Raw genomic sequence first — 22529 nt, 5'->3', positions numbered from 1 at the left:
CTTGTGAGTTCGTGGCGCGGGCCAGTATAACCGTCGCCCCCTTTCTCTCACGCGCGGGGCCATGTGGCATGTGGGTCATATTTCTTGAGGCGGGCGTCGCGCTCGCACTGCTGCTGATCATCGTGTGGGCCACCTGGCCGAAGAAGGACCCCGCGCGTATCGAAAACAAGCCCCCCGGAGAGACGCCCCGCGATGGCCAACCTTGAACACCTGATCGCGCGCGCCGAGGCGCTGATCGACCGGCTCGAATCGGTGCTGCCGCCGAACGTGCCCCCTCCCGACTGGAGTGCGCCGGCGCATCGCTGGCGTAGCCGCAGCGGACGCGGCTGGCTTGAGCCGGTGCATCACCCGCACCGCATCCGGCTGGCCGATCTGCAGGACATCGAAGACCAGAAGGCGCGTTGTGACGCCAACACCCGCCAGTTCGTGCGCGGTGGCCGCGCCAACAACGTGCTGCTCACGGGTGCGCGTGGCACCGGCAAGAGCTCGCTGGTCAAGGCGATGCTGGCCGAGTATGCAGCGAGCGGCCTGCGCCTGATCGAAGTCGACAAGAGCGATCTGCTGCATCTGCCCGAAATCGTCGATCTCGTCGCTGGGCGGCGCGAGCGCTTCATCGTGTTCTGCGACGACCTGTCCTTCGAGGACTCCGAGCCCGGCTACAAGGCGCTGAAGAGCGTGCTCGATGGCAGCCTCTCGGCACCGCCGGACAACCTGCTGATCTACGCCACCAGCAACCGCCGCCACCTGATGCCGGAATACTTCGCCGAGAACCTGCAGACGCACAAGGTGGGCGACGAGCTGCACCCAGGCGAGGCGGTCGAGGAGAAGATCTCCTTGTCGGAACGCTTCGGCCTGTGGATCTCGTTCTACCCGTTCGGCCAGAACGAGTACCTGTCGGTGGTGTACCACTGGCTGCGCGCCTTCGGCGTGGCCGACGCACAGATCGCCAGCGAGGCCACGCGCACCGAGGCGCTGCAATGGGCGCTGATGCGCGGCTCGCGCAGCGGGCGGGTTGCCTGGCAGTTCGCACGCGATGTGGCAGGCCGCGCCACGCCGGGCACTTCTTCAACCCACCATGCAGCATCCGATGATTGAGACCCTGTTCCCGAATGGCCCCTGGCATTACCTCGCCGGCGGGCTGCTGATCGGTACTGCGATTGGCGCGCTCTATCTGCTCGCGGGCCTTGTCGGCGGGCTGTCGACCTTCTTCAGCGCGAGCCTCTCCTGGGTATCGCGCCTACCCGCGCTGCAGCAGGCCAAGCTGCTGGACAGCCGCAACTGGCGCCTCACGTACGCGGCCGGCCTGGTCCTCGGCGGTGTGCTGTTCGCTGCGAGCCTCGGGCATTTCGGCGCCAGCACCCGCGTACCGCCCTGGCTCATGCTTGCCGGCGGCCTGTTGATCGGTTTTGGTGCGCGCCTCAGCGATGGCTGCACCGCTGGCCATGGCATCTGCGGACTCGCGTCGCTGCGCTGGCCCTCGCTCGTTGCCGTAGTCACCTTCCTCAGCACCGCAATCGTCGTCGCCCAACTGGCTGCGCACTTCGGGGTGCTGCCATGAGCCGGCTGTTCATCGCACTCCTCTGCGGGGTGGTCTTCGGATTTGGTCTCTCACTCGCGACCATGACGCAGCCCGAGGTGGTGCTCGCCTTCCTGCGTTTTCAGGATTTTGGTTTGCTGCTGGTGCTCGGCGGCGCGGTCATCGTCGCCCTGCTCGCCTATCAGATCGGCCCTCGCCTGCTGGCCCGCCCGCTCGCCGGCGCCTTCTTTGAAAAGCGGCAGACGCCGTTCTCGCGCCGCACCGTGATCGGCGCTGCGATCTTCGGCGCTGGGTGGGGCCTCTGCGGCGTATGCCCCGGCCCGGCGATTGCCGGGCTCGGGCTCGGCAACCTCGATCTGCTGTGGGCACTCACCGGCATCTTCATCGGCGCCTGGCTGCAGGCGCGTTTCTTCGGGAGTAGCGATGCGCAAACGCGTTGAAGTGGCCGCCGCCGTGATCACGCGGCCTGATGGCCGTTTCCTGCTCGGTCAGCGCGCGCCGGACACCTTCTATGCCGGTTACTGGGAATTCCCGGGCGGCAAGGTCGAACCGGGCGAATCCGCCCACGCCGCCTTGGTGCGTGAACTTGAAGAGGAACTTGGCATTACGGTCAAGCGCGCAAATCCGTGGATCACGCGCGAACACCTGTACGAGCACGCGCATGTGCGGCTGCATTTCTTCGAAGTTGCGGAGTGGTCCGGCACACCGAACGACCATGTGCACTCGGCGCTCGAGTGGCAACAAGCCGAGGCCCTCAGCGTGTCGCCGATGCTGCCGGCGAATGGACCGATCCTCAAATCGCTGCGCCTGCCGCGCACGATGGGCGTTACCCACGCCGCGGAGATCGGTATCGACGCCCAGCTCGCGGCGCTGGATGCCGCGCTCGCTGCCGGCTTGCGACTGGTGCAGATCCGCGACGTGACCCTCGCGCCGGAAGCGCGCGAACAGCTTGCGCGTGAAAGCGTGGCGCGCTGCCATGCACACGGCGCCCTCGCAGTGGTGAACGGCGACGCGGCCCTGGCTGCGGCGGTTGGTTCCGACGGGCTGCATCTGCGTGCGGCGCAGCTCGCCGAGCTTTCCGAGCGGCCGGCTTTCGACTGGGTCGGCGCCTCGTGCCACACGCGCGCCGACCTCGAAGCCGCCGCCCGCCTCGAACTCGACTACGCCCTGCTCGGCCCGGTGCTGCCTACGGCGACACACCCGGGCGCAAGCGGCATTGGCTGGGGCGCCTTCCACATGCTGACGCGCGATCTGCCGATGCCGGTGTTCGCGATCGGCGGCTTGAAATCAACCGACATGGATACCGCGCGTGGCTATGGCGCCCACGGCATCGCGGCGATCCGCAGCGGCTGGGGGGAGACCGCGAGATGAAGCCGCGCTACACCGATAAAGTCATCGTGATCACCGGCGCCTCCGACGGTATCGGCGCGGAACTCGCGCGCCAGCTCGCGTCGCAGCGGCCCAAACTCGTGCTCGCTGCACGCAACGCCGACAAGCTCGCCGCGGTCGGCAAGCAGTGCAGCGCGCTCGGCGCGCTGGTGCTGTGCGTGCCGACCGACGTGGGGATCGAAGCCGATTGCGCGGCGCTGGCACGCAAGGCCGTCGAGCGCTTCGGCGGCATCGACGTGCTGGTGGCCAACGCGGGCGTATCCGGCCACGCGATGTTCAGCGAGGTCAGCGACTTCGGCTGGTACGAGGACATGATGCGCGTGAACCACTTCGGCACGCTGTGGTGTGTGCGCCATGCGCTGCCGCATATCCTCGCGCGGCATGGGCAGGTCGTCGGCGTATCAAGCCTCGCCGGGCTCTTCGGCGTGCCGGGGCGCACAGCCTACTGCGCGAGCAAGTTCGCGATGACCGGTTTCCTTGAGGCCCTGCGGATCGAAGTGGCGGCGCAGGGCGTGGGTGTCACGATCGCCTACCCCGGCGTGGTGGCGACCGAAATCCGCTACCGCGGTTACGGCGCCGACGGCAAACCCGCCGGCAAGAGCGGGCTGGATGAAGGCCGCGCAATGCCGGTGGAAACCTGCGCCAACCTGATCCTGCGTGCGATGACGCGGCGCAGCCGCGAATGCGTGATGACCGGCCAGGGCAAGTTCGGCCGCTGGCTCAGGCTGCTGCTGCCGGATCTGGTCGATGCGCTCGCCCGGCGCAAGCTCGCAAAGAGCAGCGCAGCCCGCTAGGGAAGGTCTGAATAAGTGAGCGAGACGGATGCAGCGCAAGGCGCGGCGCGCGCAGCGACCAAGACATATCTGATGGATAGGCGCAGGAGTGAGCACGCCGTAACGCAGCGATGCGCCGTCGCAGCCACTTATTCAGACCTTCCCTAAGGCTGCGAGGCTTCAGTTGCGCGGGTCAGCACCCGGCGGCAGATCGTCCGCCAGCGGCTCCTGCCCGGGTACGCGATAAGCCTCGTCGGCCCACGCGCCAAGGTCGATCAGCTTGCAGCGTTCCGAGCAGAACGGGCGCCAACGGCTCTCGGGCGCCCACACAACGGGCTGGCTGCAGGTGGGGCACTTGACGGTGCGCGGGGTCGGGTTGCTCATGCGTGTTGCCAATCGGAATGGAAGATGCCGGCGCGGTCCATGCGCTCGTAAGTGTGGGCACCGAAGAAGTCGCGCTGCGCCTGAATCAGGTTGGCCGGCAGGCGCGCCGAACGGTAGCTGTCGAAATACGCCACCGCCGATGCGAAGGTCGGCACCGGCACGCCGGCCCGCACCGCATGGCACACCACTTCGCGCAAGGCGGCCTGGTAGTCCGCTGCGATGCCGGCGAAGTACGGGTCCAGCAGCAGGTTCGCCACCGCCGGATTCGCCTGGTAGGCATCGGTGATGCGCTGCAGGAAACGCGCACGGATGATGCAGCCGGCGCGGAAGATCTTCGCGATCTCGCCGTACTGCAGATCCCAGCCGTGTTCGTCCGAAGCGGCGCGCAACTGCGCGAAGCCCTGCGCGTAGGAGATGATCTTCGACAGGTACAGCGCGCGGCGAACCGCCTCGACGAAGGCCGCGCGATCGCCCTCGAACGGTGCCGCGGCAGGGCCAGCCAGCACGGCGCTCGCAGCCACCCGCTGATCCTTCAAGGCGGAAATGCAGCGCGCGAACACTGACTCGGTGATCAAGGGCAAGGCCACGCCCAGATCCAGCGCGGACTGCGAGGTCCACTTGCCGGTGCCTTTCTGGCCTGCCTTGTCGAGGATCGCATCGACCAGGTAGCCGCCGGTCTCGGCATCGCGCTTGCGGAAGACCTGGGCGGTAATCTCGATCAGGAAACTGTCCAGCTCGCCCGTATTCCAGTCGGCAAACGTGTCAGCCAGTTCGTCGTTCGACAGGCCGGCGACGCCCTTCAGCAGCGCGTAGGCCTCCGCGATCAGCTGCATGTCGCCGTACTCGATGCCGTTGTGCACCATCTTCACGTAGTGGCCGGCGCCGCCCGGGCCGATGTAGGTCACGCAGGGCTCACCGTCGGGCGCGCGAGCGGCGATCTCGCGCAGAATTGGCGCCGCCAGTTCATACGCATCGCGCTGCCCGCCGGGCATGATCGAGGGCCCTTTCAGCGCGCCCTCCTCGCCACCGGAGACGCCCATGCCGATGAAGTTGATGCCGGTCGTCGCCAGCTCGCGGTTGCGCCGGATCGTGTCGGCAAACAGCGTGTTGCCGCCATCCATCAGGATGTCACCGGGCGCCAACAGCGGGCGCAGCGCGGCAATCGTGGCGTCGGTCGCGTCGCCCGCTTTCACCATGATCAGGATGCGACGCGGGGTTTCCAGCGCAGCGACGAATGCCTCCAGCGACTGCGTCGGCACCAGCTTGCGCCCCGGGTTCTCACGCACCACCTCTTCGGTCTTGTCGAAGGAGCGGTTGTAGAGCGCCACGGTGTAGCCGCGGCTTTCAATGTTGAGTGCGAGATTGCGGCCCATTACCGCCATGCCGATCACGCCAATCTGTGGCTTCGTCATGAAGTGCTCCTGTCAGGGGACGGCCGAGCAGGCCGTTTCGCCGGGTCTGTTCGGGGCGCTTGCCCGACAGCCCGCGTTTATTCGGGGAGTGAGAGTGTACGGGATTCGAGCGTTCGGACCGGCGAGAGGTTCCGGCCGGAGACTACAGATTGCAGAAGGTCAATTCGAACTCGACGCTGGATTCGGCCTGGCGGGTGCGCGCGACACTTGCCGCACCGACGAAGCGGACGTTCAGCGCATATTTGTTTGCGCTGATTTCGGGTACGTAGGACTCACCCTGCGCAACGCGAATCCGCAACATCTGCGCGCTGCGCCCCCCCATCATCATCTGGAATTGGCCGCGGTGCGCGACCAGATTTTCGGGACGTCCGCTCGCGCGCAGCAAGCGCAGCACGATGGCCAGACCGTCACGAATCGGCGTCATCGGCCCGATCCAGGCTTGCAGATCCGCCTGCCGTGCTTCGGGGTGGCGATGCAACCAGAAATGGTAAGAGGGCAAATCGAATTCGCAGACACCACCCGGAATCGCCGCACGGCTGCGAATGTTCATCAGCCATTCGTTCTCGCGCAGGTACTGGCCGATCTTGCCTGCCATCGCCAGCAACGCCGCGCTGGCTTGTTCGATCTCGTACAGCGCGCCGGAAAGCGCCTCTTCCGAAATGTCGGGGTTGTGGCGGAAGGAGACGAGAATCTGGCGCTGGCGCTCAAGTTCCTGCACCAGATCGACCTTCAGGTCGGCGCGGCTGGCCACATCCAGGATCTCGAACAGACTGACCAGCGCGGTGTGGTGCTCGTACGCACCTTCAGACAAGGTGAAGTGCAGTGCCTTGTCGAAAAGATCCTCAAGCCGCAGCAGTGTGCGAATGCGCTCGTTCAGCGGATATTCGTAGGTAATCACTGCGCGATTCCAGCGTCCGTTTATCGTTGTTTGAAACGCGAAACTTGAGAAAGTGCTTTAAATCATAGCAGGGAATTTGTCACGAAAGCCGCACCAGCATTGACGCTTGCTCACGATAACGACGATCGAGTTGGTCGACTTGAGTGTGCAGCGCAGCAATGTCGCCGCTGTTGTCGATCAGATCGTCAGCAACAGCTTGCCGCTGAGCCCGATTGGCTTGCGCAGCCATGATCGATTCGACCTGTTCGCGCGTGAAAGCGCTGCGCTGCATGACGCGATCAATCTGCACGGCCTCGGGCACGTCCACCACGGCAATGCGATGGCAGCGCGCACGATAGGAACCGGATTCGACCAGCAGTGGCACAACGAGAACGACATACGGCTGCGCCGAAGCTGCGGCAACGCGGGCGTCGCTTTCGGCGCGAATCATCGGATGCAGGATGCCTTCCAGTTGCCTGCGTGCCGCCGGGTCGGCGAAGGCTCGCGCGCGCATCGCGGCCCGGTCGAGCGCCCCGTTCGACGAAACGACCTCGTCGCCGAATGCTGCGCGCAGCGCCGGCATGGCCGCCCCGCCGGGTTGGGTCAGTTCATGGGCGATTGCGTCGGTGTCGACGACTGCCGCACCCAAGGCGGCAAAACGATCTGCCGCCGCGCTCTTGCCACTTCCTATTCCGCCCGTCAGACCGACGACGAATGGGCGCGACGACGGGCTCATCGCGCGGGGGTGCAATTGGCACGCGGAGCGTTCGGCAGTCGCGAAGAGGTCTCGCTGGAGAATCCCGCCAGTTGATCAGCCGGTCCGGTGACCTCGAGTTTGATCGATGTGTTCTCGCGGGTTTCCACACGCGCCGAACGTACGCCCTTTGTCTTCAGCGCTTCGAGCGCACGGTTGGCCGATTCCTCGCTCTTGTAGAGTCCGAGCGAGATCGCGTTCTGATTCGCGCCACCATCCTTGACGATGAAGAACTCTGCGACCCCCAGCGCCTTGAGCTCCTCGGCTTTTTTCTCTGCCGCAGCACGGTCTGCTTGTGGCGGCAGGTGCACCCACCACGACGCCGTGCCGCTCACCGACTGTTCCTTGCTCACGAATCCGGCGTCCTTGGCGCGCAGCGCCACTGCATCCGATTGCGCCTTTGAAAGCCCGGCCCAGCTCACGCACGCGAGCGGCAGCGGCTTCTTGACGGCGGATTCTGTCGGAGCGGATTCGGTCGCCGCGACCGGCTCGCTCGCCGCTGCGGCGGGGGCGGGTTCGGACACCGCCGCCACAGGTGCTTCGGCTGTCTTTTCCGGCGCTGGCGCCTCTTCACCATTGCCGACGACCTTCAGCGTTTCGGGATGAAGCTGACTGGAAAGGCGCTCGGGCTCGCCCCCAGGCGCGGTGGCGAACCCCGTGAGATTCAGTAGCGCCAGAACACAATTGGCTGCGAACAGGACGAAGAAGGAGGCACGTAGGAATTTCATGGTCGGCGATTATCGCAGGAAGGCCGGCGCACGGGCGATGCTCATACGGAGTAAATGACCGATGGGTCGGGCATGCGACCGCGCAGGCGCGCAGCGATGCGCTCTGCTGCCGCAACCCCGCGCGCATGCGCCTCTTCGCAGACGGAGAACCCACTCACGTCGGCGTGCGCAAACTGTAAGCCGGCTACACCTTGTGCAAACCAGTGCCGCGCCGGTGCAGTCAGGAACCCGGGGCGTGGTCGAGCCATCGCATGACCATGACGAATGCAGTCTATGCGCTGAACATGGGGCAGTAGCTCCGGATACGCCGGCGCCAACTCCTCGATCGCGAAGCGCGCCCAGTACTCGGGGGTTGAGGCCAGCAGCTGCTGGCGCAGGATCGGTGATGGCGCACCCGTCAACGCGTGGTACCAGGTCCACACGGTCGGCGCCTGCGCGGCGGACAAGCGCTGATGTGTGGCCACCACATAGCCCAGCGACCTGGCTCCATAGACCACGTTATCCCACGCTCGCTCAGCACCGGGCCTCTCGGGAGGCGCACTTTCCAGCGTGAGCTGCGCCATGACCCACGGTGCATAGTCGATCTGCGTCGCATGCGCGCGCGCCAGATCTGGCAATTGCTCGATGACCCGCGCCGCGATGAACAGGGGCGCCGCCCAGATCACAGCTTTCGCGGCGCAGACAATGGAACGCCCGCTACCTACATCGTCGATAGACGCCTCGAAACCGGAACGTGTTCGGGTCAGCCTGCGCACCATCCAGCCGCAGCGAACCCGCGGACCCAGTCGTTGTGCGAGCCCTTCCGTGATCCAAGCGTTGCCCTCCGGCGCGGTCAGAACCACATCATTCGCCGCTCCTTCAGCCATCCCATCGCGCGAGGCGAAGTAGTGCAAACCGGCCCACGCGGACACTGCATCCGCCGGAGTACCGAAGTCATCACGGCAGGCATAGTCCACGTACCATCGCAACGGCGCGCACGTGAGTCCGTTTTCGCGCAGCCAGTCCCCGAAGGTCTTGGTGTCGAGATGGCGCATCTCATCGTCCAGTCGGCTACAGGCCATTGGCAGCGCGAATGCCTTGCGCGTGCCAGACCTATTTCGGTATCCACCGACCAGAGCAAAGAAGTGCGAGAACTCCTCGCGCTCCGACTTGCTGAGCCCCGCGTCGGGAATCACGCCTTCCTGCCAGTGGCCGTGCCGCAGCAGACGTTCCTGCGGCGCCGCGCATAACAGGCGCTCCTCATAACGCGGACGGAGGCCGTCCGGATCACCTTTGAGCGCCCCGAGGTCTGCCAGCAATCGCCGCAGCGTGAAGGACTCTCGCGTCGGCAGAGGCAAATAGTGCGCTCCCAACGGAAAGCGGGAGATCTCGTTGCCACCACCACGCGCATTGCCGCCGGCCGTGGGTTGAATCTCGGCGACGAGGAAATCCCCAAGCCCTGCCCGCTCAAGCCACCAGCCCGCGGACAACCCACCGATCCCGCCCCCCACGATCAACACGTCGGTGGCAAGTCGTTCCGCAGCTTCCTGAGAATCTGGTGGCGCGGTTCTCAGCCGATGACCGATCGTCGGGTCCGCGCCGATCCAGCCGGTTGCAGGGAATCCGCTTTCGCGGCTAGACATGCACGCCGCCAAGGGCAACGCGCCGATGGCGCCCAGCCAGCGCCTACGGTCGACCTTCATCTCGCTTCAGCCCGCGCCGCGTACGCTGACACGCACAAGTCAGGAGTCGGGCACCAGCAAAAGCAAAAGGCCGGGGAAATTCCCCAGCCTTTTGTCAGCTTGCTGATCACGCGCATTGCTGCGCGCGAAGCCTTAGGCTTCGACCGGCGCCGCAGCGTCAGCCGTTTCCGGGCGGTCGACCAGTTCAACCAGCGCCAACGGCGCATTGTCGCCAACACGGAAACCGCACTTCAGGATACGCAGGTAACCACCGTTACGGCTTGCGAAACGCGGGCCCAGGTCGTCGAAGACCTTGACGACCATCTCGCGGTCGCGCAGGCGATCGAACGCGAGGCGGCGATTCGCCAAGCTGGGCTTCTTGCCCAAGGTAATAATCGGCTCGACAACACGGCGAAGTTCTTTCGCCTTCGGCAGTGTCGTCTTGATCACCTCGTAACGCAGCAGCGCGTTCGAAAGGTTGCGCAGGAGCGCCTGGCGGTGAGCGCTGGTGCGATTCAGCTTGCGAAGACCATTACGGTGACGCATGTTCGTATTCCTCTTTCAGTCTGGCCTGACAACGATCAACCGAGCTTTTCGAGCCCGGCCGGCGGCCAGTTTTCCAGCTTCATGCCAAGGGTCAGGCCGCGCGAGGCGAGCACTTCCTTGATCTCGTTAAGTGATTTGCGACCAAGATTCGGCGTCTTCAACAACTCGGTTTCAGTGCGCTGGATCAGATCACCGATGTAATAGATGTTCTCGGCCTTCAGGCAATTCGCAGAACGAACCGTCAGTTCAAGATCATCCACCGGACGCAGCAGCAACGGGTCAACCGTTGTCTTTTGCACCGGCATTTCCGTCGTCGTGACCGTCGGACCGAGGTCCGTGAAGGCCTCAAGCTGGTCACGCAGTACGCCAGCAGCGTAACGAACCGCTTCTTGCGGATCGACAGCACCGTTGGTCTCAATGTCCATCACCAGCCGGTCCAGGTCCGTACGCTGCTCGACACGAGCCGCCTCGACCTGATAGCTGACTCGGCGAACCGGGCTGAACGAAGCATCCAGCACGATACGTCCAATCACCTTGGCATCCGCATGTGCGGGCCGCATGTTGCCAGGCACGTAACCACGCCCCTGCTCAACTTTCAGCACCATCTCGAGCTTGCCACCCGGCGCCAGATGCGCGATGACATGATCCGGATTGATGATCTCGACGTCGTGCGTGGTCTCGATATCACGAGCAGTTACGACGCCCTCGCCCTTTTTGGCGAGCTTGAGCGACGCTTCGGTGCGATTGTGCAGCTTGAAAACCACACCCTTCAGGTTGAGCAGGAGATCAACGACATCCTCACGCACACCATCCAGAGTCGAGTATTCGTGCAGCACGTTCTCGATTTGCACTTCCGTTGCCGCATATCCGGGCAGCGACGACAGGAGAATCCGTCGCAGCGCGTTGCCCAAGGTATGCCCAAAACCACGCTCAAACGGCTCCATCACGACCACGGCATGAACCGGTGAAACGTTTTGGACGTCAATGATGCGCGGCTTCAGAAGAGTGTTGCTTTGCATGGGCAGTCCTTCGTGTGGGGGCGCGCCTCACGGCGCGCCGAGCCATTAACGCGAATACAGTTCGACGACCAGGCCTTCATTGATCGAGGCCGACAATTCCGCACGCTGCGGGTAGGCCTTGAAGGTGCCCTTGCCTTCCTTGATATTCACTTCCAGCCACTCCGGGAATCCACGCTGTTCAGCAGCCTCGAGTGCAGCCTTTACACGCAGATGGCCACGCGTCTTTTCAGCGAGCGAAACGACATCGCCCGGACGCAACGAGTAGGACGGAATGTTCACACGCTTGCCATTCACCAGCACGCCGTTGTGACGAACCACCTGGCGAGCTTCGGCACGCGATGCGCCGAATCCCATACGATAAGCCACAGCATCCAGGCGGCCTTCCAGCAGTTGCAGAAGGTTTTCGCCAGTCTGACCCTTGCGGCGGTCGGCTTCGGAGTACACACGGCGGAACTGGCGCTCAAGTACGCCGTAGATACGGCGGATCTTCTGCTTTTCACGCAGTTGCACGCCGTAGCCAGACAAACGCTGACCGGACTTCTGACCGTGCTGGCCAGGGGCATAGGCACGGCGCTCGATCGCGCACTTATCGGTAAAGCACTTCTCGCCCTTCAGGAAGAGCTTTTCGCCTTCACGGCGGCACTGGCGACACTTGGCATCTAGATTGCGAGCCACGTTTGAACTCCTTTAAATGCGACGCTTTTTCGGCGGACGGCAGCCGTTATGCGGAATCGGCGTGATATCGGTGATCGAAGTCACCTTGATGCCGAGCGCATTGAGCGCGCGCACCGAAGACTCACGACCCGGGCCCGGCCCGGTAATGCGGACTTCAAGATTCTTGATTCCGCACTCGACCGCAACCTTGCCTGCTTGGTCAGCTGCAACCTGCGCGGCGAACGGAGTGCTCTTGCGAGAACCCTTGAAGCCAGCGCCGCCCGCAGTCGCCCACGACAGTGCATTGCCCTGGCGGTCGGTGATCGTGATGATCGTGTTGTTGAAAGAAGCGTGGACGTGGGCAATGCCCTCAGCCACGTTCTTCTTGATTTTCTTGCGAACCTTCGCAGCGGTCTTAGCCATTACTTAGCCCCTGATTATTTCTTGCCGGCGATCGGCTTGCGCGGACCCTTGCGGGTACGGGCGTTCGTACGCGTGCGCTGTCCGCGCAGCGGCAGGCCGCGACGATGACGAACACCGCGGTAGCAGCCAAGGTCCATCAGGCGCTTGATGTTCATCGTGACTTCACGACGCAGGTCGCCTTCGACCGTGAACTTGCCCACTTCGTCACGAAGCCGATCCATCTCGGCTTCGGTCAGATCCTTGACCTTGGTCGTGCGTGCAACCCCGGCTGCGTCACAGATTTTCTGTGCGCGGGTGCGACCGATACCGAAAATCGCGGTCAACGCAATTTCCGAGTGCTTGTGGTTCGGGATGTTAACCCCAGCGATACGGGCCATGCTCTTACCCCAAATACGCTAAACGTGTTGTACCGAATACGCGGGGCGTTAGCCCTGGCGCTGCTTGTGACGCGGATCTTCGCAGATCACGCGCACGACACCCTTGCGCCGAATGACCTTGCATTTCCGACAAATCGGCTTGACCGAAGCCTGAACTCTCATGTTTCGCTCCTAATTTCAAAACTATTTGGCCCGGAAGACGATGCGACCTTTGGTCAGATCGTAGGGCGTAAGTTGTACCGTGACCTTATCGCCAGGCAGGATGCGGATGTAATGCATGCGCATCTTCCCAGAGATATGACCCAACACGACGTGCCCGTTTTCGAGCTTCACTTTGAACGTCGCGTTCGGCAAGGTCTCAACGACCTCGCCCAACATCTCAATGACGTCTTCCTTGCTCATTCCTACTTGGTCGGCAGCCCCGCACCCTTGAAGTTAGCCTTCTTGAGAAGGCTCTCGTACTGGTGCGACATGATGTAAGCCTGTACCTGGGACATGAAGTCCATCGTCACGACAACGATAATCAGCAATGACGTGCCACCAAAGTAGAAAGGCACATGCCAATTCAGGATCAGGAACTCCGGAATCAAGCAGACCACCGTGATGTAAACGGCGCCGGCGAGCGTCAAACGCGTCAGGATCTTGTCGATATAGCGTGCCGTCTGATCCCCGGGACGAATACCCGGCACAAACGCTCCGCTCTTCTTCAGGTTATCCGCGGTCTCCTTGGAGTTGAAGACCAACGCCGTGTAGAAGAAGCAGAAGAACACGATTGCCGAGGCGTACAACAACACATAGACCGGTTGCCCAGGCGACAGTGTCGAAGCCAGATCCTTTACAAACCGCGCGACCGTCGACTCGCTTGCGCCGCCAAACCATTGACCCAACGTCGCCGGGAACAGGATGATCGAGGACGCAAAGATCGGAGGAATAACGCCGGCCATGTTCAGCTTCAACGGCAGGTGCGAACTCTGGCCACCATAAACCCGGTTGCCCACCTGGCGCTTCGCATAGTTCACCAGAATCTTCCGTTGACCACGCTCGACAAAGACCACAACCGCGGTCACAACGACCACCAACGCGCAGATGAAGAGCGCGGAGACCGGATGCATTGCGCCCGTCCGCACCAATTCAAACAGCCCGCCAACCGAGTTGGGAAGTCCGGCTGCAATACCTGCGAAGATGATCAGCGAAATCCCGTTGCCAAGACCGCGCTCGGTGATCTGCTCGCCCAGCCACATCAGGAACATCGTCCCGGTCACCAGGGTCGTAATCGTCACGAACCGGAAGGTCAGACCGGGATCAAGCACCAGACCCGCCTGCGCCTCGAGTGCTACCGAAATTCCGAACGCCTGGAAGAGCGCCAGCGCCACCGTGCCATACCGGGTGTACTGCGTTATCTTCCTGCGTCCCGCCTCACCTTCTTTCTTCAGTTGCTCAAGCTGCGGCGAAGCAACGGACAACAACTGCATGATGATCGACGCCGATATGTACGGCATGATCCCCAGCGCAAAGATGGTGAATCGGGACAGCGCACCGCCCGAGAACAGGTTGAAGACGCCGAGGATGCCACCCTTCTGGGACTGGAACAGTTCCGCGAGGCGGACCGGATCGATCCCCGGAACGGGGATATGCGCCCCGATCCGGTAGACGATCAGCGCGCCAAGCAGAAACCAGAGTCTCCGCTTGAGGTCGCCGAACTTTCCGGTCTTGCCGAGTGTTGCTGAAGGATTCGCCACCATCGTGCCCTGTCTTACTCGGCCACGCTGCCGCCGGCAGCCTCGATCGCCGCCTTGGCCCCCTTGGTGGCACCAACGCCACGCAGGGAAACCTTGCGACCGATCGTGCCGGACAGAATCACCTTTGCCGAAAGCGCATCGGCAGTGATCAGGCCTGCGCTCTTCAACACCAGCAGGTCAATTTCGCCGGCTTCAAGCTTGTCGATTTCCGAAAGACGGACTTCGGCGTTGCGCGCAGCAGTCAGCGAGTTGAAACCACGCTTCGGAAGACGACGCTGCAGCGGCATCTGACCGCCTTCGAAGCCTACCTTGTGGAAACCGCCTGCACGCGACTTCTGACCTTTGTGGCCGCGACCACAGGTCTTGCCGAGTCCGCTGCCGATACCGCGCCCAACACGCTTCTTCGCGTGCTTAGAACCGGCGCCCGGCTTGAGGTTATTGAGTTCCATTTAACCCTCGCACTTCACCAGGTACGCAACCTTGCGGACCATGCCGCGCACTGCCGGCGTATCCTCCAGTTGTACCGTGGAATTCAAACGGCGCAGCCCCAATCCACGCACGGTGGCGCGGTGGTCCTGTTTCGTGCCGATCAGGCTCTTCACGAGCGTGACGCGAATCGTCTTGTCAGCCATGATTACCCCAGAATCTGTTCGACGGTCATGCCGCGCTTCGCTGCGATTTCCGCGGGAGTGTTAATCGCAGAGAGACCGTTCAGCGTTGCACGCACGACGTTGTAAGGGTTGGTTGAGCCAAGGCACTTGCAGATCACGTCGGTGACGCCCATCACTTCGAAGACCGCGCGCATCGCGCCGCCCGCAATGATGCCGGTACCGCTCGGCGCCGGCTGCATCAGCACAACCGATGCACCATGCTTACCAATGATCTGATGCTGCAAGGTTCCGTTCTTCAACGAGACCTTGAACAGCTTGCGACGCGCCTCTTCCATGGCCTTCTGAACGGCAACGGGCACTTCGCGGGACTTGCCCTTGCCCATGCCGATGCCGCCATCGCCATCGCCAACTACGGTGAGCGCTGCGAAACCGAGGATGCGACCACCCTTGACCACCTTGGTGACCCGGTTGATCGACACCATCTTCTCGCGCAGGCCGTCATCGCGCTCTTCACCAGCCTGCGGTTTCTTCGTCTGTTGCTTTGCCATGACAACCCCGCTCAGAACTTAAGGCCGCCTTCGCGGGCCGCCTCGGCAAGCGCTTTGACCCGGCCGTGGTACTTGAACCCGGCACGGTCGAACGCCACCGCTTCGATACCGGCCGCCTTCGCGCGCTCGGCAATTAGCTTGCCCACCACCGCAGCCGCCGAGGCGTTGCCGCCATTCGACAGATCCTTGCGGACATCGGCTTCGACGGTCGACGCCGCGGCGAGAACCTTCGATCCGCAGCCCGAGATCACCTGGGCGTAGATGTGGCAATTGGAGCGGAACACAGTGAGGCGAACCGCCTTTTTCTCGGCAATCACGGCGCGGGTTTTGCGAGCCCGACGCAGACGCGTTTCCTTTTTGTTCATGATCTACCGCCCTTACTTCTTCTTGGTTTCCTTCAGGACCACCACCTCGTCGGCATAACGCACGCCCTTGCCCTTATAGGGCTCCGGCGAACGATAGGCGCGCACTTCGGCAGCAACCTGACCCACCAATTGCTTATCGATACCCTTGATCAGGATTTCGGTCTGAGTCGGCGTTTCAACCTTGATGCCGGCTGGCATCTGGTGAACCACCGGATGCGAGAAGCCCAGCGTCAGGTTCAGCTTGTCGCCTTGGGCCTGAGCACGGTAGCCCACGCCAACCAGGTTGAGCTTGCGCTCGAAACCCTTCGTGACACCGTTCACCATGTTCGCAACCAGCGCACGCGTCGTACCCGACAGCGCGCCACCGAGTTCTGCACCCTCAACCGCCTTGACCACCAGCTTGTCGCCGTCACGCTCGACTGCGACCGACGGGTGCAGCTTGTGTTTCAGGGCGCCAAGAGGACCCTTGACTCCCACCTCGCCTGCGGCCAGCGTCACGTCAACGCCGTTCGGCAGTGCGACGGGGTTCTTTGCTACACGAGACATCGCACCCCTCCTTAAGCCACGATGCAGAGCACTTCGCCGCCGACTTTCGACGCGCGTGCTTTGCGATCCGTCATCACGCCGCGGGGCGTGGAGACAATGGCAACACCAAGACCGTTCATGACCTTGGGCAGGTTGTCGCTGCCGCGGTAAATCCGCAGACCAGGCCGGCTAACGCGCTCGATGCGCTCAATCACCGGGCGGCCGGCGTAGTACTTGAGCGAAATGTCCAGCTCGCGCTGACCACCTTCGCCACGCACCACGAAACCGTCGATGTAGCCTTCATCCTTCAGCACTTCAGCGATCGCGACCTTCAGCTTCGACGTCGGCATGGAGACAGATGCCTTCTGCGACGACTGCGCATTGCGAATGCGCGTCAGCATATCGGCGACCGGATCGGACATACTCATTCTTCCGTCTCCTTACCAGCTAGCCTTGGTCATGCCGGGCACTTCACCGCGGAAAGCAATTTCACGCAGCTTGTTGCGACACAGACCGAATTTCCGGAACACGCCACGCGGACGACCGGTCAGCGCGCAACGATTGCGCTGACGGGACGGCGATGCATTGCGCGGCAGTTGCTGCAGTTTCTGACGCGCTTCCGCGCGCTCTTCCTCTGTCAGCTTGCTGTCATTGATCTTCGCGACGAGTTCGGCGCGCTTTGCCGCGAATTTCGCGACCGTCTTGGCGCGCTTTTCTTCACGGTTGATCAGAGCGAGTTTCGCCATAACACCCTCAATTCTTGAACGGGAACTTGAACGCGGCGAGCAACGCGCGCGCCTCGTTGTCCGTCTTGGCAGTCGTGGTGATGCTGATGTTCAGACCGCGCAACGCGTCGATCTTGTCGTATTCAATCTCAGGGAAAATGATCTGCTCTTTCACCCCGAGGTTGTAGTTGCCACGACCATCAAAACCCTTGGCAACAATCCCGCGGAAATCGCGAATACGCGGCATCGCGATCGTCACCAAACGATCCAGGAATTCGAACATGCGCGGACCGCGTAGGGTCACCATGCAGCCGATCGGATAACCGTCACGGATCTTGAAGCCGGCAATCGACTTCTTCGACTTCGTTGTCACCGGCTTCTGGCCAGCGATCTTCAGCAGATCGCCTACCGCGTTGTCCAGCACCTTCTTGTCACCAACCGCCTCACCAACACCCATGTTCAGAGTGATCTTGGTGATACGCGGGACTTCCATCACCGACTTGTAGCCGAACTTGTTCGTCAGCTCGGTGACGACGGTCGACTTGTAAAACTCTTGCAGGCGTGCCATCACCACTCCTTAACGATCGACGAGCTCGCCGTTCGACTTGAAGAAGCGGACCTTGCGGCCATCCTCAAGCACACGGAAGCCCACGCGATCACCCTTTTGGGTCGCGGGATTGAAGAGCGCGATGTTGGAGATGTCGATCGGCATTTCCTTTTCGACAATTCCACCCACCTGACCACGCACCGGATTCGGGCGAACGTGCTTCTTCACACGATTCACACCCTCGACCACTACATGCTGGTCGTCCAGGCGGACCAGCACTGAACCGCGCTTGCCCTTGTCTTTTCCAACGAGGATCACGACCTCGTCGCCTTTGCGGATCTTGTCCATATTCGCCCCTTACAGCACTTCAGGCGCGAGCGACACGATCTTCATGAAGCGCTCGGTACGCAGTTCACGCGTAACCGGCCCGAAGATGCGCGTACCGATCGGCTCAAGCTTGTTGTTGAGCAGCACCGCAGCGTTCGTATCGAACTTGATCAGCGAGCCGTCCGGACGACGCACACCCTTGGCGGTACGAACCACCACGGCGCTATAAACGTCACCCTTCTTCACGCGACCGCGCGGCGCGGCATCCTTGATGCTCACCTTGATGATGTCGCCGACACCAGCGTAGCGACGCTTCGAGCCGCCGAGCACCTTGATGCACATAACCGAACGCGCGCCGGTATTGTCGGCGACGTCCAGAATGGTCTGCATTTGGATCATTACTTAACTCCAACTTAATCCACCGTTCTCACGGCGGTCAGTCTTGGAACCCGTTTGGGTAGAAACAGGCTGGCGCCCGGAAAAGCAACCGGACGCCAGCCAGTGAAGCGTGAGATTCTAGCAGAACCTCTACGGGTTCCGCAAGTACTAAATTACGCGAGCCTTTTCGACAACGCGCGTAACACGCCAAGCCTTGGTCTTCGAGACCGGCGCGCACTCTTCGATCTCAACCAGATCGCCTTCGGCTGCGACGCCGGTATCGACATCGGCGTGATACTTCTTGGAGCGGATGATCACTTTGTCGTAGAGCGGATGCTTGACGCGCCGCTCGATCAGCACGGTAACCGTGCGCTCCATCTTGTCGCTGACCACTCGGCCAGTCAGGGTCCGCTTGATGGCATCGGTCACTTGGCGGCCCCTTTCTCGCGCAAAATCGTGCGGACGCGAGCGATGTCGCGACGCACATTGCCCAGCTGGGCGTGGTTGCTCAATTGTTGAGTCGCCAATTGCATGCGCAAGGAAAACTGTGCCTTGAGCAGCTCGAGCAACTCCTTATTCAGCTCCGCGGGCTCTTTTGCCCTGAGTTCGCTGGCTTTCATCATTATTGCCCCACCTGGCGGGTAACAAAGACGGTCTCGATCGGAAGCTTCGCCGCCGCGAGGCGGAACGCTTCGCGAGCGAGCACTTCGTCAACACCGTCCATCTCATACAGCACCTTACCCGGCTGGATCTCAGCGACCCAGTACTCCGGATTACCCTTACCGTTACCCATCCGGACTTCCGCAGGCTTCTGCGAGATGGGCTTGTCCGGGAAGATGCGGATCCAGATCCGGCCGCCGCGCTTGATGTGACGCGTCATGGCACGACGCGCCGACTCAATCTGGCGTGCAGTCAATCGGCCACGACCGGTCGCCTTCAGGCCGAAATCGCCGAAGCTGACCTTGGTGCCACGGGTCGCAACGCCGGTGTTGCGGCCCTTCTGCTCCTTACGATACTTCCTTCTCGCCGGCTGCAGCATTGTTCGCTCCTGCTTTGTTTACCACGCGCTTGGCACCGGTCTTGTCGACCGCCCCATCGCCGTTCGCACGACGAGCCGGACGACGAGCGGCCGGCTTAGCATCACCCTCTTTGGCACCACGACGAGGACGGCGGTTTTCACCTTCCGGAGCCTCGACGGCCACCGGCTGTTCGCCGCGACCGAGGGTGTCACCCTTGTAAACCCAGACCTTGATACCGATGATGCCGTAGGTCGTCTTGGCTTCCGACGTCCCGTAGTCAATATCGGCACGCAGCGTATGAAGCGGCACACGACCCTCGCGATACCATTCAGTGCGCGCGATTTCCGCACCGTTCAGACGGCCTGCGCTCATGATCTTGATGCCCTGCGCACCCAAGCGCATCGCGTTCTGCATCGCACGCTTCATCGCGCGACGGAACATGATCCGCTTTTCGAGCTGCTGAGCGATCGAGTCGGCGATCAGCTTGGCATCGACTTCCGGCTTGCGGATTTCTTCGATGCTGACGTGCACCGGCACCTTCAGGATCTTCTGCAGATCCGCCTTGAGCTGCTCGATATCCTCACCCTTCTTGCCGATTACAACGCCCGGACGGGCGCTGAATACGGTGATCCGAGCGGTCTTCGCCGGACGTTCGATCAGGACGCGCCCAACCGATGCATGCCCGAGCTTCTTCTTCAGGTGCTCACGCACCTGCAGATCCTCGATCAACATGCCCGAGAAGTTCTGGCTGTTGGCGAACCAGCGTGACGACCAGTTACGTGTCACCGAGAGGCGGAAGCCAGTCGGATGAATCTTCTGTCCCATGTGTGCTCCTTACTCGCCGACAGTCACGTAGATGTGGCAAGTCGGCTTGAGGATGCGATTGCCGCGTCCCTTTGCACGCGCCGTGAAGCGCTTGAGCGACGTACCCTGTTCGACGTAGATGCTCGTCACCTTGAGAGTGTCGATATCGGCGCCGTCGTTATGCTCCGCATTGGCAATTGCCGACTCGAGCACCTTCTTGACGATCTTTGCACCCTTCTTGGGGCAGAACGCCAACGTGTTGAGCGCAAGGTCAACTTTCTTGCCGCGCACCAGGTCAGCCACAAGCCGACCCTTCTGGGCGGAGAGACGGACGCCTCGCAGAATTGCTTTGGTTTCCATCGTCGCTCCTTACTTCTTAGCCTTTTTGCTGGCGGCGTGACCCTTGAACGTACGGGTCAGCGCGAATTCGCCGAGCTTGTGACCGACCATGTTCTCGGTGACATACACCGGAATATGCTGGCGACCGTTGTGCACCGCGATCGTGAAGCCGACAAATTCGGGCAGCACGGTCGAACGACGCGACCAGGTCTTGATCGGACGCTTGTCATTGGAACCCCGGACCGCATCGACCTTCTTGAGAAGGTGCGCATCGACGAAGGGGCCTTTCTTGATAGAACGAGCCATTTCTTACCTCTTAGCGCTTGTGCCGACGCTGGACGATCATCGTGTCCGTGCGTTTGTTCGAGCGGGTCCGATAGCCCTTCGCCGGGGTACCCCACGGGCTGACAGGCACGCGACCTTCGCCAGTACGACCTTCACCACCACCGTGCGGGTGGTCGATCGGGTTCATCGCAGTACCGCGAACCGTCGGGCGGATACCACGCCAACGCTGGGCACCTGCCTTGCCGATCTTGCGCAGGCTGTTCTCTTCGTTGCCGACTTCGCCGATCGTCGCACGGCATTCGATGTGCACACGGCGGATTTCACCGGAACGCAGACGCAGCTGAGCATAGCTACCTTCGCGAGCGAGCAACTGGACCGAAGTGCCGGCGGCGCGAGCCAACTGAGCGCCCTTGCCGGGCAGCATCTCGATACAGTGGATCGTCGTACCGACCGGGATATTGCGGATCGGCAGAGCGTTACCCGACTTGATCGGCGCTTCGGAACCGGAAACGATCACTTGACCGACTTCCAGGCCGCGCGGCGCGATGATGTAACGACGCTCGCCATCGGCATAGCACAGCAGTGCGATGTGCGCGGTACGGTTCGGGTCATACTCGATGCGCTCGACCTTGGCCGGAATCCCGTCCTTGTTGCGCTTGAAATCGACGACGCGATAGTGCTGCTTGTGACCGCCACCCTGATGACGCACGGTCACGCGACCGTGAGCGTTGCGGCCAGCATTCTTCGTCTGCTTTTCGACCAGGCCGGCGAACGGCTTGCCCTTATGCAGATTCGGGTTGACCACCTTGACGACACCGCGACGACCCGCGGAAGTCGGCTTGACCTTGACCAGCATTTACGCGGCCCCCCCTTCGACGAAGTTGATCTCCTGACCGGCCTTCAGACACACAAAAGCCTTCTTCCAGCCCTTGCGGCGACCTGTCGAGCGACCAAAACGCTTGACCTTGCCTTTGACATTCGCCACCTGCACAGAATCCACTTCAACTTTGAAGAGGAGTTCCACGGCAGCCTTGATCTCCGGCTTGGTGGCATCGGACGCCACCTTGAAAATCACCTGCTCGTTCTTCTCCGCGACATAAGTCGCCTTTTCGGAGATCTGCGGCGCGAGCAGAACCTGGTACAGACGTTCTTGAGAGAAGCTCATTGCCACATCTCCTCCATCTTGGCGACCGCCGCCTTGGTGACGATCACCTTCGGGAAGCGGATCAGCGAAACCGGATCGGTTTCCTGCACGCCGAGCACCAGCACATCGTGCAGGTTGCGCGAGGACAGCAGGAGGTTCTCGTCCAGGTTGTCGGTGATCACCAGCGCGGAATCCAGGCCCATACCCTTGAGCTTCTGAACCAGAAGCTTGGTCTTCGGGGCTTCGATGCCGAAACCATCAATCACCACCAAACGGTCCTCACGGGCCAGCTGCGAGAGGATCGACGCCATCCCGGCGCGATACATCTTGCGGTTGACCTTCTGCGTGAAGTTCTCGTCCGGGCTATTCGGGAAGGTGCGACCACCCCCACGCCACAGCGGGCTGGACGTCGAACCGGAACGCGCGCGACCGGTACCCTTTTGACGCCACGGCTTCTTTGTCGTGTGCTTGACCTCAGCGCGGGTCAATTGCGCACGATTGCCAGAACGGGCATTCGCCTGGTAGGCCACCACGACTTGGTGCACCAAGGCCTCGTTGAATTCGCGACCGAACAAAGCATCGGATGCCTGAACGGTCGACGAAGCCTGGCCTTGCTCATTAATCAGCTTCAGTTCCATC

The 22529-nt window shown here is 62.1% G+C and carries 39 protein-coding genes; 6 read left to right on the top strand and 33 right to left on the bottom strand.

What is annotated here, in order from left to right; translation table 11 throughout:
- The first annotated feature begins 68 nt into the window (after window positions 1-68).
- From GGR36_RS18810 to GGR36_RS18785, 6 genes are read left to right on the top strand one after another with little or no spacing between them, the layout of a single operon-like run.
- Window positions 69-206 carry a hypothetical protein gene (locus GGR36_RS18810; RefSeq protein ID WP_183636506.1) on the top strand — a complete coding sequence of 46 codons (138 nt, stop codon included), beginning with the start codon at window positions 69-71 and terminating at the stop codon, window positions 204-206.
- Window positions 193-1095 carry an ATP-binding protein gene (locus tag GGR36_RS18805; protein ID WP_183636503.1) on the top strand — a complete coding sequence of 301 codons (903 nt, stop codon included), beginning with the start codon at window positions 193-195 and terminating at the stop codon, window positions 1093-1095. The genes GGR36_RS18810 and GGR36_RS18805 overlap by 14 nt, the downstream gene beginning before the upstream one ends.
- Window positions 1088-1558: a YeeE/YedE family protein gene (locus GGR36_RS18800; RefSeq protein WP_242533314.1), complete on the top strand. Its 471-nt coding sequence runs from the start codon at window positions 1088-1090 to the stop codon at window positions 1556-1558. Before GGR36_RS18805 ends, GGR36_RS18800 begins: the two co-directional genes overlap by 8 nt.
- Entirely contained in the window at window positions 1555-1977 is a 423-nt protein-coding gene (locus tag GGR36_RS18795; protein ID WP_183636497.1) for a DUF6691 family protein, read from the top strand. The genes GGR36_RS18800 and GGR36_RS18795 overlap by 4 nt, the downstream gene beginning before the upstream one ends.
- Complete coding sequence (locus GGR36_RS18790; protein WP_183636494.1) at window positions 1961-2908, top strand: Nudix family hydrolase; 948 nt, start codon at window positions 1961-1963, stop codon at window positions 2906-2908. The genes GGR36_RS18795 and GGR36_RS18790 overlap by 17 nt, the downstream gene beginning before the upstream one ends.
- Window positions 2905-3720 carry an SDR family oxidoreductase gene (locus tag GGR36_RS18785; protein ID WP_183636491.1) on the top strand — a complete coding sequence of 272 codons (816 nt, stop codon included), beginning with the start codon at window positions 2905-2907 and terminating at the stop codon, window positions 3718-3720. Before GGR36_RS18790 ends, GGR36_RS18785 begins: the two co-directional genes overlap by 4 nt.
- Before the next feature lie 159 nt (window positions 3721-3879).
- On the opposite strand, the gene yacG is transcribed toward GGR36_RS18785, so the two are convergent.
- The 33 genes from yacG to rplD all read right to left on the bottom strand — a co-directional run bounded on the left by yacG (window position 3880) and on the right by rplD (window position 22528).
- Window positions 3880-4083 carry a DNA gyrase inhibitor YacG gene (yacG, locus tag GGR36_RS18780; protein ID WP_183636488.1) on the bottom strand — a complete coding sequence of 68 codons (204 nt, stop codon included), beginning with the start codon at window positions 4081-4083 and terminating at the stop codon, window positions 3880-3882.
- On the bottom strand, window positions 4080-5495 hold the full coding sequence (gene gndA / locus GGR36_RS18775) for an NADP-dependent phosphogluconate dehydrogenase (protein WP_183636485.1): 1416 nt from the start codon (window positions 5493-5495) through the stop codon (window positions 4080-4082). The genes yacG and gndA overlap by 4 nt, the downstream gene beginning before the upstream one ends.
- Window positions 5496-5637: 142 nt before the next feature.
- On the bottom strand, window positions 5638-6393 hold the full coding sequence (zapD, locus tag GGR36_RS18770; RefSeq protein ID WP_183636482.1) for a cell division protein ZapD: 756 nt from the start codon (window positions 6391-6393) through the stop codon (window positions 5638-5640).
- A gap of 79 nt (window positions 6394-6472) precedes the next feature.
- Complete coding sequence (gene coaE / locus GGR36_RS18765; protein ID WP_183636479.1) at window positions 6473-7108, bottom strand: dephospho-CoA kinase; 636 nt, start codon at window positions 7106-7108, stop codon at window positions 6473-6475.
- Window positions 7105-7854: an SPOR domain-containing protein gene (locus GGR36_RS18760; RefSeq protein WP_183636476.1), complete on the bottom strand. Its 750-nt coding sequence runs from the start codon at window positions 7852-7854 to the stop codon at window positions 7105-7107. The genes coaE and GGR36_RS18760 overlap by 4 nt, the downstream gene beginning before the upstream one ends.
- A 41-nt stretch (window positions 7855-7895) precedes the next feature.
- The gene (locus tag GGR36_RS18755) at window positions 7896-9536 is read right to left on the bottom strand and encodes an NAD(P)-binding protein (protein WP_183636474.1); all 1641 of its coding nucleotides are present in this window, start codon (window positions 9534-9536) and stop codon (window positions 7896-7898) included.
- A 132-nt stretch (window positions 9537-9668) separates the two neighbouring features.
- Window positions 9669-10061, bottom strand: coding sequence for a 50S ribosomal protein L17 (gene rplQ, locus GGR36_RS18750; RefSeq protein ID WP_183636471.1), 393 nt, complete (start codon window positions 10059-10061; stop codon window positions 9669-9671).
- 35 nt (window positions 10062-10096) lie between these two features.
- The gene (locus GGR36_RS18745) at window positions 10097-11080 is read right to left on the bottom strand and encodes a DNA-directed RNA polymerase subunit alpha (RefSeq protein WP_183636468.1); all 984 of its coding nucleotides are present in this window, start codon (window positions 11078-11080) and stop codon (window positions 10097-10099) included.
- 45 nt (window positions 11081-11125) lie between these two features.
- Window positions 11126-11755 carry a 30S ribosomal protein S4 gene (gene rpsD, locus GGR36_RS18740; RefSeq protein WP_183636465.1) on the bottom strand — a complete coding sequence of 210 codons (630 nt, stop codon included), beginning with the start codon at window positions 11753-11755 and terminating at the stop codon, window positions 11126-11128.
- A gap of 12 nt (window positions 11756-11767) precedes the next feature.
- Window positions 11768-12157 (bottom strand): 30S ribosomal protein S11, encoded by a 390-nt coding sequence (gene rpsK / locus GGR36_RS18735; protein ID WP_183636452.1) that lies wholly within the window; start codon window positions 12155-12157, stop codon window positions 11768-11770.
- Between the two features lie 14 nt (window positions 12158-12171).
- Window positions 12172-12534, bottom strand: coding sequence for a 30S ribosomal protein S13 (gene rpsM / locus GGR36_RS18730; RefSeq protein ID WP_183636440.1), 363 nt, complete (start codon window positions 12532-12534; stop codon window positions 12172-12174).
- A 48-nt stretch (window positions 12535-12582) separates the two neighbouring features.
- The gene (gene rpmJ, locus GGR36_RS18725; RefSeq protein ID WP_172204994.1) at window positions 12583-12696 is read right to left on the bottom strand and encodes a 50S ribosomal protein L36; all 114 of its coding nucleotides are present in this window, start codon (window positions 12694-12696) and stop codon (window positions 12583-12585) included.
- Window positions 12697-12717: 21 nt separating this feature from the next.
- Window positions 12718-12936: a translation initiation factor IF-1 gene (infA, locus tag GGR36_RS18720; RefSeq protein WP_183636437.1), complete on the bottom strand. Its 219-nt coding sequence runs from the start codon at window positions 12934-12936 to the stop codon at window positions 12718-12720.
- A 2-nt stretch (window positions 12937-12938) separates the two neighbouring features.
- Window positions 12939-14273 (bottom strand): preprotein translocase subunit SecY, encoded by a 1335-nt coding sequence (gene secY, locus GGR36_RS18715; RefSeq protein ID WP_183637290.1) that lies wholly within the window; start codon window positions 14271-14273, stop codon window positions 12939-12941.
- 14 nt (window positions 14274-14287) lie between these two features.
- The gene (gene rplO, locus GGR36_RS18710) at window positions 14288-14722 is read right to left on the bottom strand and encodes a 50S ribosomal protein L15 (protein ID WP_183636434.1); all 435 of its coding nucleotides are present in this window, start codon (window positions 14720-14722) and stop codon (window positions 14288-14290) included.
- Window positions 14723-14905 (bottom strand): 50S ribosomal protein L30, encoded by a 183-nt coding sequence (rpmD, locus tag GGR36_RS18705; RefSeq protein ID WP_183636431.1) that lies wholly within the window; start codon window positions 14903-14905, stop codon window positions 14723-14725.
- Window positions 14906-14907: 2 nt separating this feature from the next.
- A complete protein-coding gene (gene rpsE / locus GGR36_RS18700) occupies window positions 14908-15432 on the bottom strand; it encodes a 30S ribosomal protein S5 (RefSeq protein WP_183636428.1) in 525 nt (174 codons plus the stop codon).
- Between the two features lie 11 nt (window positions 15433-15443).
- Window positions 15444-15797, bottom strand: a complete 354-nt coding sequence (gene rplR / locus GGR36_RS18695) for a 50S ribosomal protein L18 (RefSeq protein WP_183636425.1) — start codon at window positions 15795-15797, stop codon at window positions 15444-15446.
- 12 nt (window positions 15798-15809) lie between these two features.
- Complete coding sequence (rplF, locus tag GGR36_RS18690) at window positions 15810-16343, bottom strand: 50S ribosomal protein L6 (protein WP_183636422.1); 534 nt, start codon at window positions 16341-16343, stop codon at window positions 15810-15812.
- Window positions 16344-16354: 11 nt separating this feature from the next.
- Window positions 16355-16750: a 30S ribosomal protein S8 gene (gene rpsH, locus GGR36_RS18685; RefSeq protein WP_183636420.1), complete on the bottom strand. Its 396-nt coding sequence runs from the start codon at window positions 16748-16750 to the stop codon at window positions 16355-16357.
- A 12-nt stretch (window positions 16751-16762) separates the two neighbouring features.
- Window positions 16763-17068, bottom strand: coding sequence for a 30S ribosomal protein S14 (rpsN, locus tag GGR36_RS18680; protein ID WP_183636416.1), 306 nt, complete (start codon window positions 17066-17068; stop codon window positions 16763-16765).
- A gap of 7 nt (window positions 17069-17075) precedes the next feature.
- On the bottom strand, window positions 17076-17615 hold the full coding sequence (gene rplE / locus GGR36_RS18675) for a 50S ribosomal protein L5 (protein WP_183636403.1): 540 nt from the start codon (window positions 17613-17615) through the stop codon (window positions 17076-17078).
- 9 nt (window positions 17616-17624) lie between these two features.
- On the bottom strand, window positions 17625-17942 hold the full coding sequence (gene rplX, locus GGR36_RS18670; RefSeq protein WP_183636400.1) for a 50S ribosomal protein L24: 318 nt from the start codon (window positions 17940-17942) through the stop codon (window positions 17625-17627).
- A 9-nt stretch (window positions 17943-17951) separates the two neighbouring features.
- Window positions 17952-18320: a 50S ribosomal protein L14 gene (gene rplN / locus GGR36_RS18665; protein ID WP_172205020.1), complete on the bottom strand. Its 369-nt coding sequence runs from the start codon at window positions 18318-18320 to the stop codon at window positions 17952-17954.
- 147 nt (window positions 18321-18467) lie between these two features.
- Window positions 18468-18728: a 30S ribosomal protein S17 gene (gene rpsQ / locus GGR36_RS18660; protein ID WP_338086718.1), complete on the bottom strand. Its 261-nt coding sequence runs from the start codon at window positions 18726-18728 to the stop codon at window positions 18468-18470.
- Window positions 18725-18919 (bottom strand): 50S ribosomal protein L29, encoded by a 195-nt coding sequence (gene rpmC, locus GGR36_RS18655; RefSeq protein ID WP_183637284.1) that lies wholly within the window; start codon window positions 18917-18919, stop codon window positions 18725-18727. Before rpmC ends, rpsQ begins: the two co-directional genes overlap by 4 nt.
- A 2-nt stretch (window positions 18920-18921) precedes the next feature.
- Window positions 18922-19338: a 50S ribosomal protein L16 gene (gene rplP, locus GGR36_RS18650; RefSeq protein WP_183636397.1), complete on the bottom strand. Its 417-nt coding sequence runs from the start codon at window positions 19336-19338 to the stop codon at window positions 18922-18924.
- Window positions 19307-20143: a 30S ribosomal protein S3 gene (gene rpsC, locus GGR36_RS18645; protein WP_183636395.1), complete on the bottom strand. Its 837-nt coding sequence runs from the start codon at window positions 20141-20143 to the stop codon at window positions 19307-19309. Before rpsC ends, rplP begins: the two co-directional genes overlap by 32 nt.
- Window positions 20144-20152: 9 nt before the next feature.
- Complete coding sequence (gene rplV / locus GGR36_RS18640; protein WP_183636392.1) at window positions 20153-20482, bottom strand: 50S ribosomal protein L22; 330 nt, start codon at window positions 20480-20482, stop codon at window positions 20153-20155.
- Between the two features lie 9 nt (window positions 20483-20491).
- On the bottom strand, window positions 20492-20767 hold the full coding sequence (gene rpsS, locus GGR36_RS18635) for a 30S ribosomal protein S19 (protein ID WP_172205034.1): 276 nt from the start codon (window positions 20765-20767) through the stop codon (window positions 20492-20494).
- 10 nt (window positions 20768-20777) lie between these two features.
- Complete coding sequence (gene rplB, locus GGR36_RS18630; RefSeq protein ID WP_183636389.1) at window positions 20778-21602, bottom strand: 50S ribosomal protein L2; 825 nt, start codon at window positions 21600-21602, stop codon at window positions 20778-20780.
- Window positions 21603-21911: a 50S ribosomal protein L23 gene (rplW, locus tag GGR36_RS18625; protein ID WP_183636386.1), complete on the bottom strand. Its 309-nt coding sequence runs from the start codon at window positions 21909-21911 to the stop codon at window positions 21603-21605. It abuts the gene before it with no gap.
- Window positions 21908-22528, bottom strand: coding sequence for a 50S ribosomal protein L4 (gene rplD / locus GGR36_RS18620; RefSeq protein WP_183636383.1), 621 nt, complete (start codon window positions 22526-22528; stop codon window positions 21908-21910). The genes rplW and rplD overlap by 4 nt, the downstream gene beginning before the upstream one ends.
- Between the last annotated feature and the right edge of the window lies 1 nt (window position 22529).

Origin of the sequence: Niveibacterium umoris (assembly GCF_014197015.1) — a bacterium.
GTDB classification, from domain to species: domain Bacteria; phylum Pseudomonadota; class Gammaproteobacteria; order Burkholderiales; family Rhodocyclaceae; genus Niveibacterium; species Niveibacterium umoris.
The sequence above is the reverse complement of the archived record's forward strand: the minus strand, read 5'-3'. Positions and strand labels throughout refer to the sequence as shown.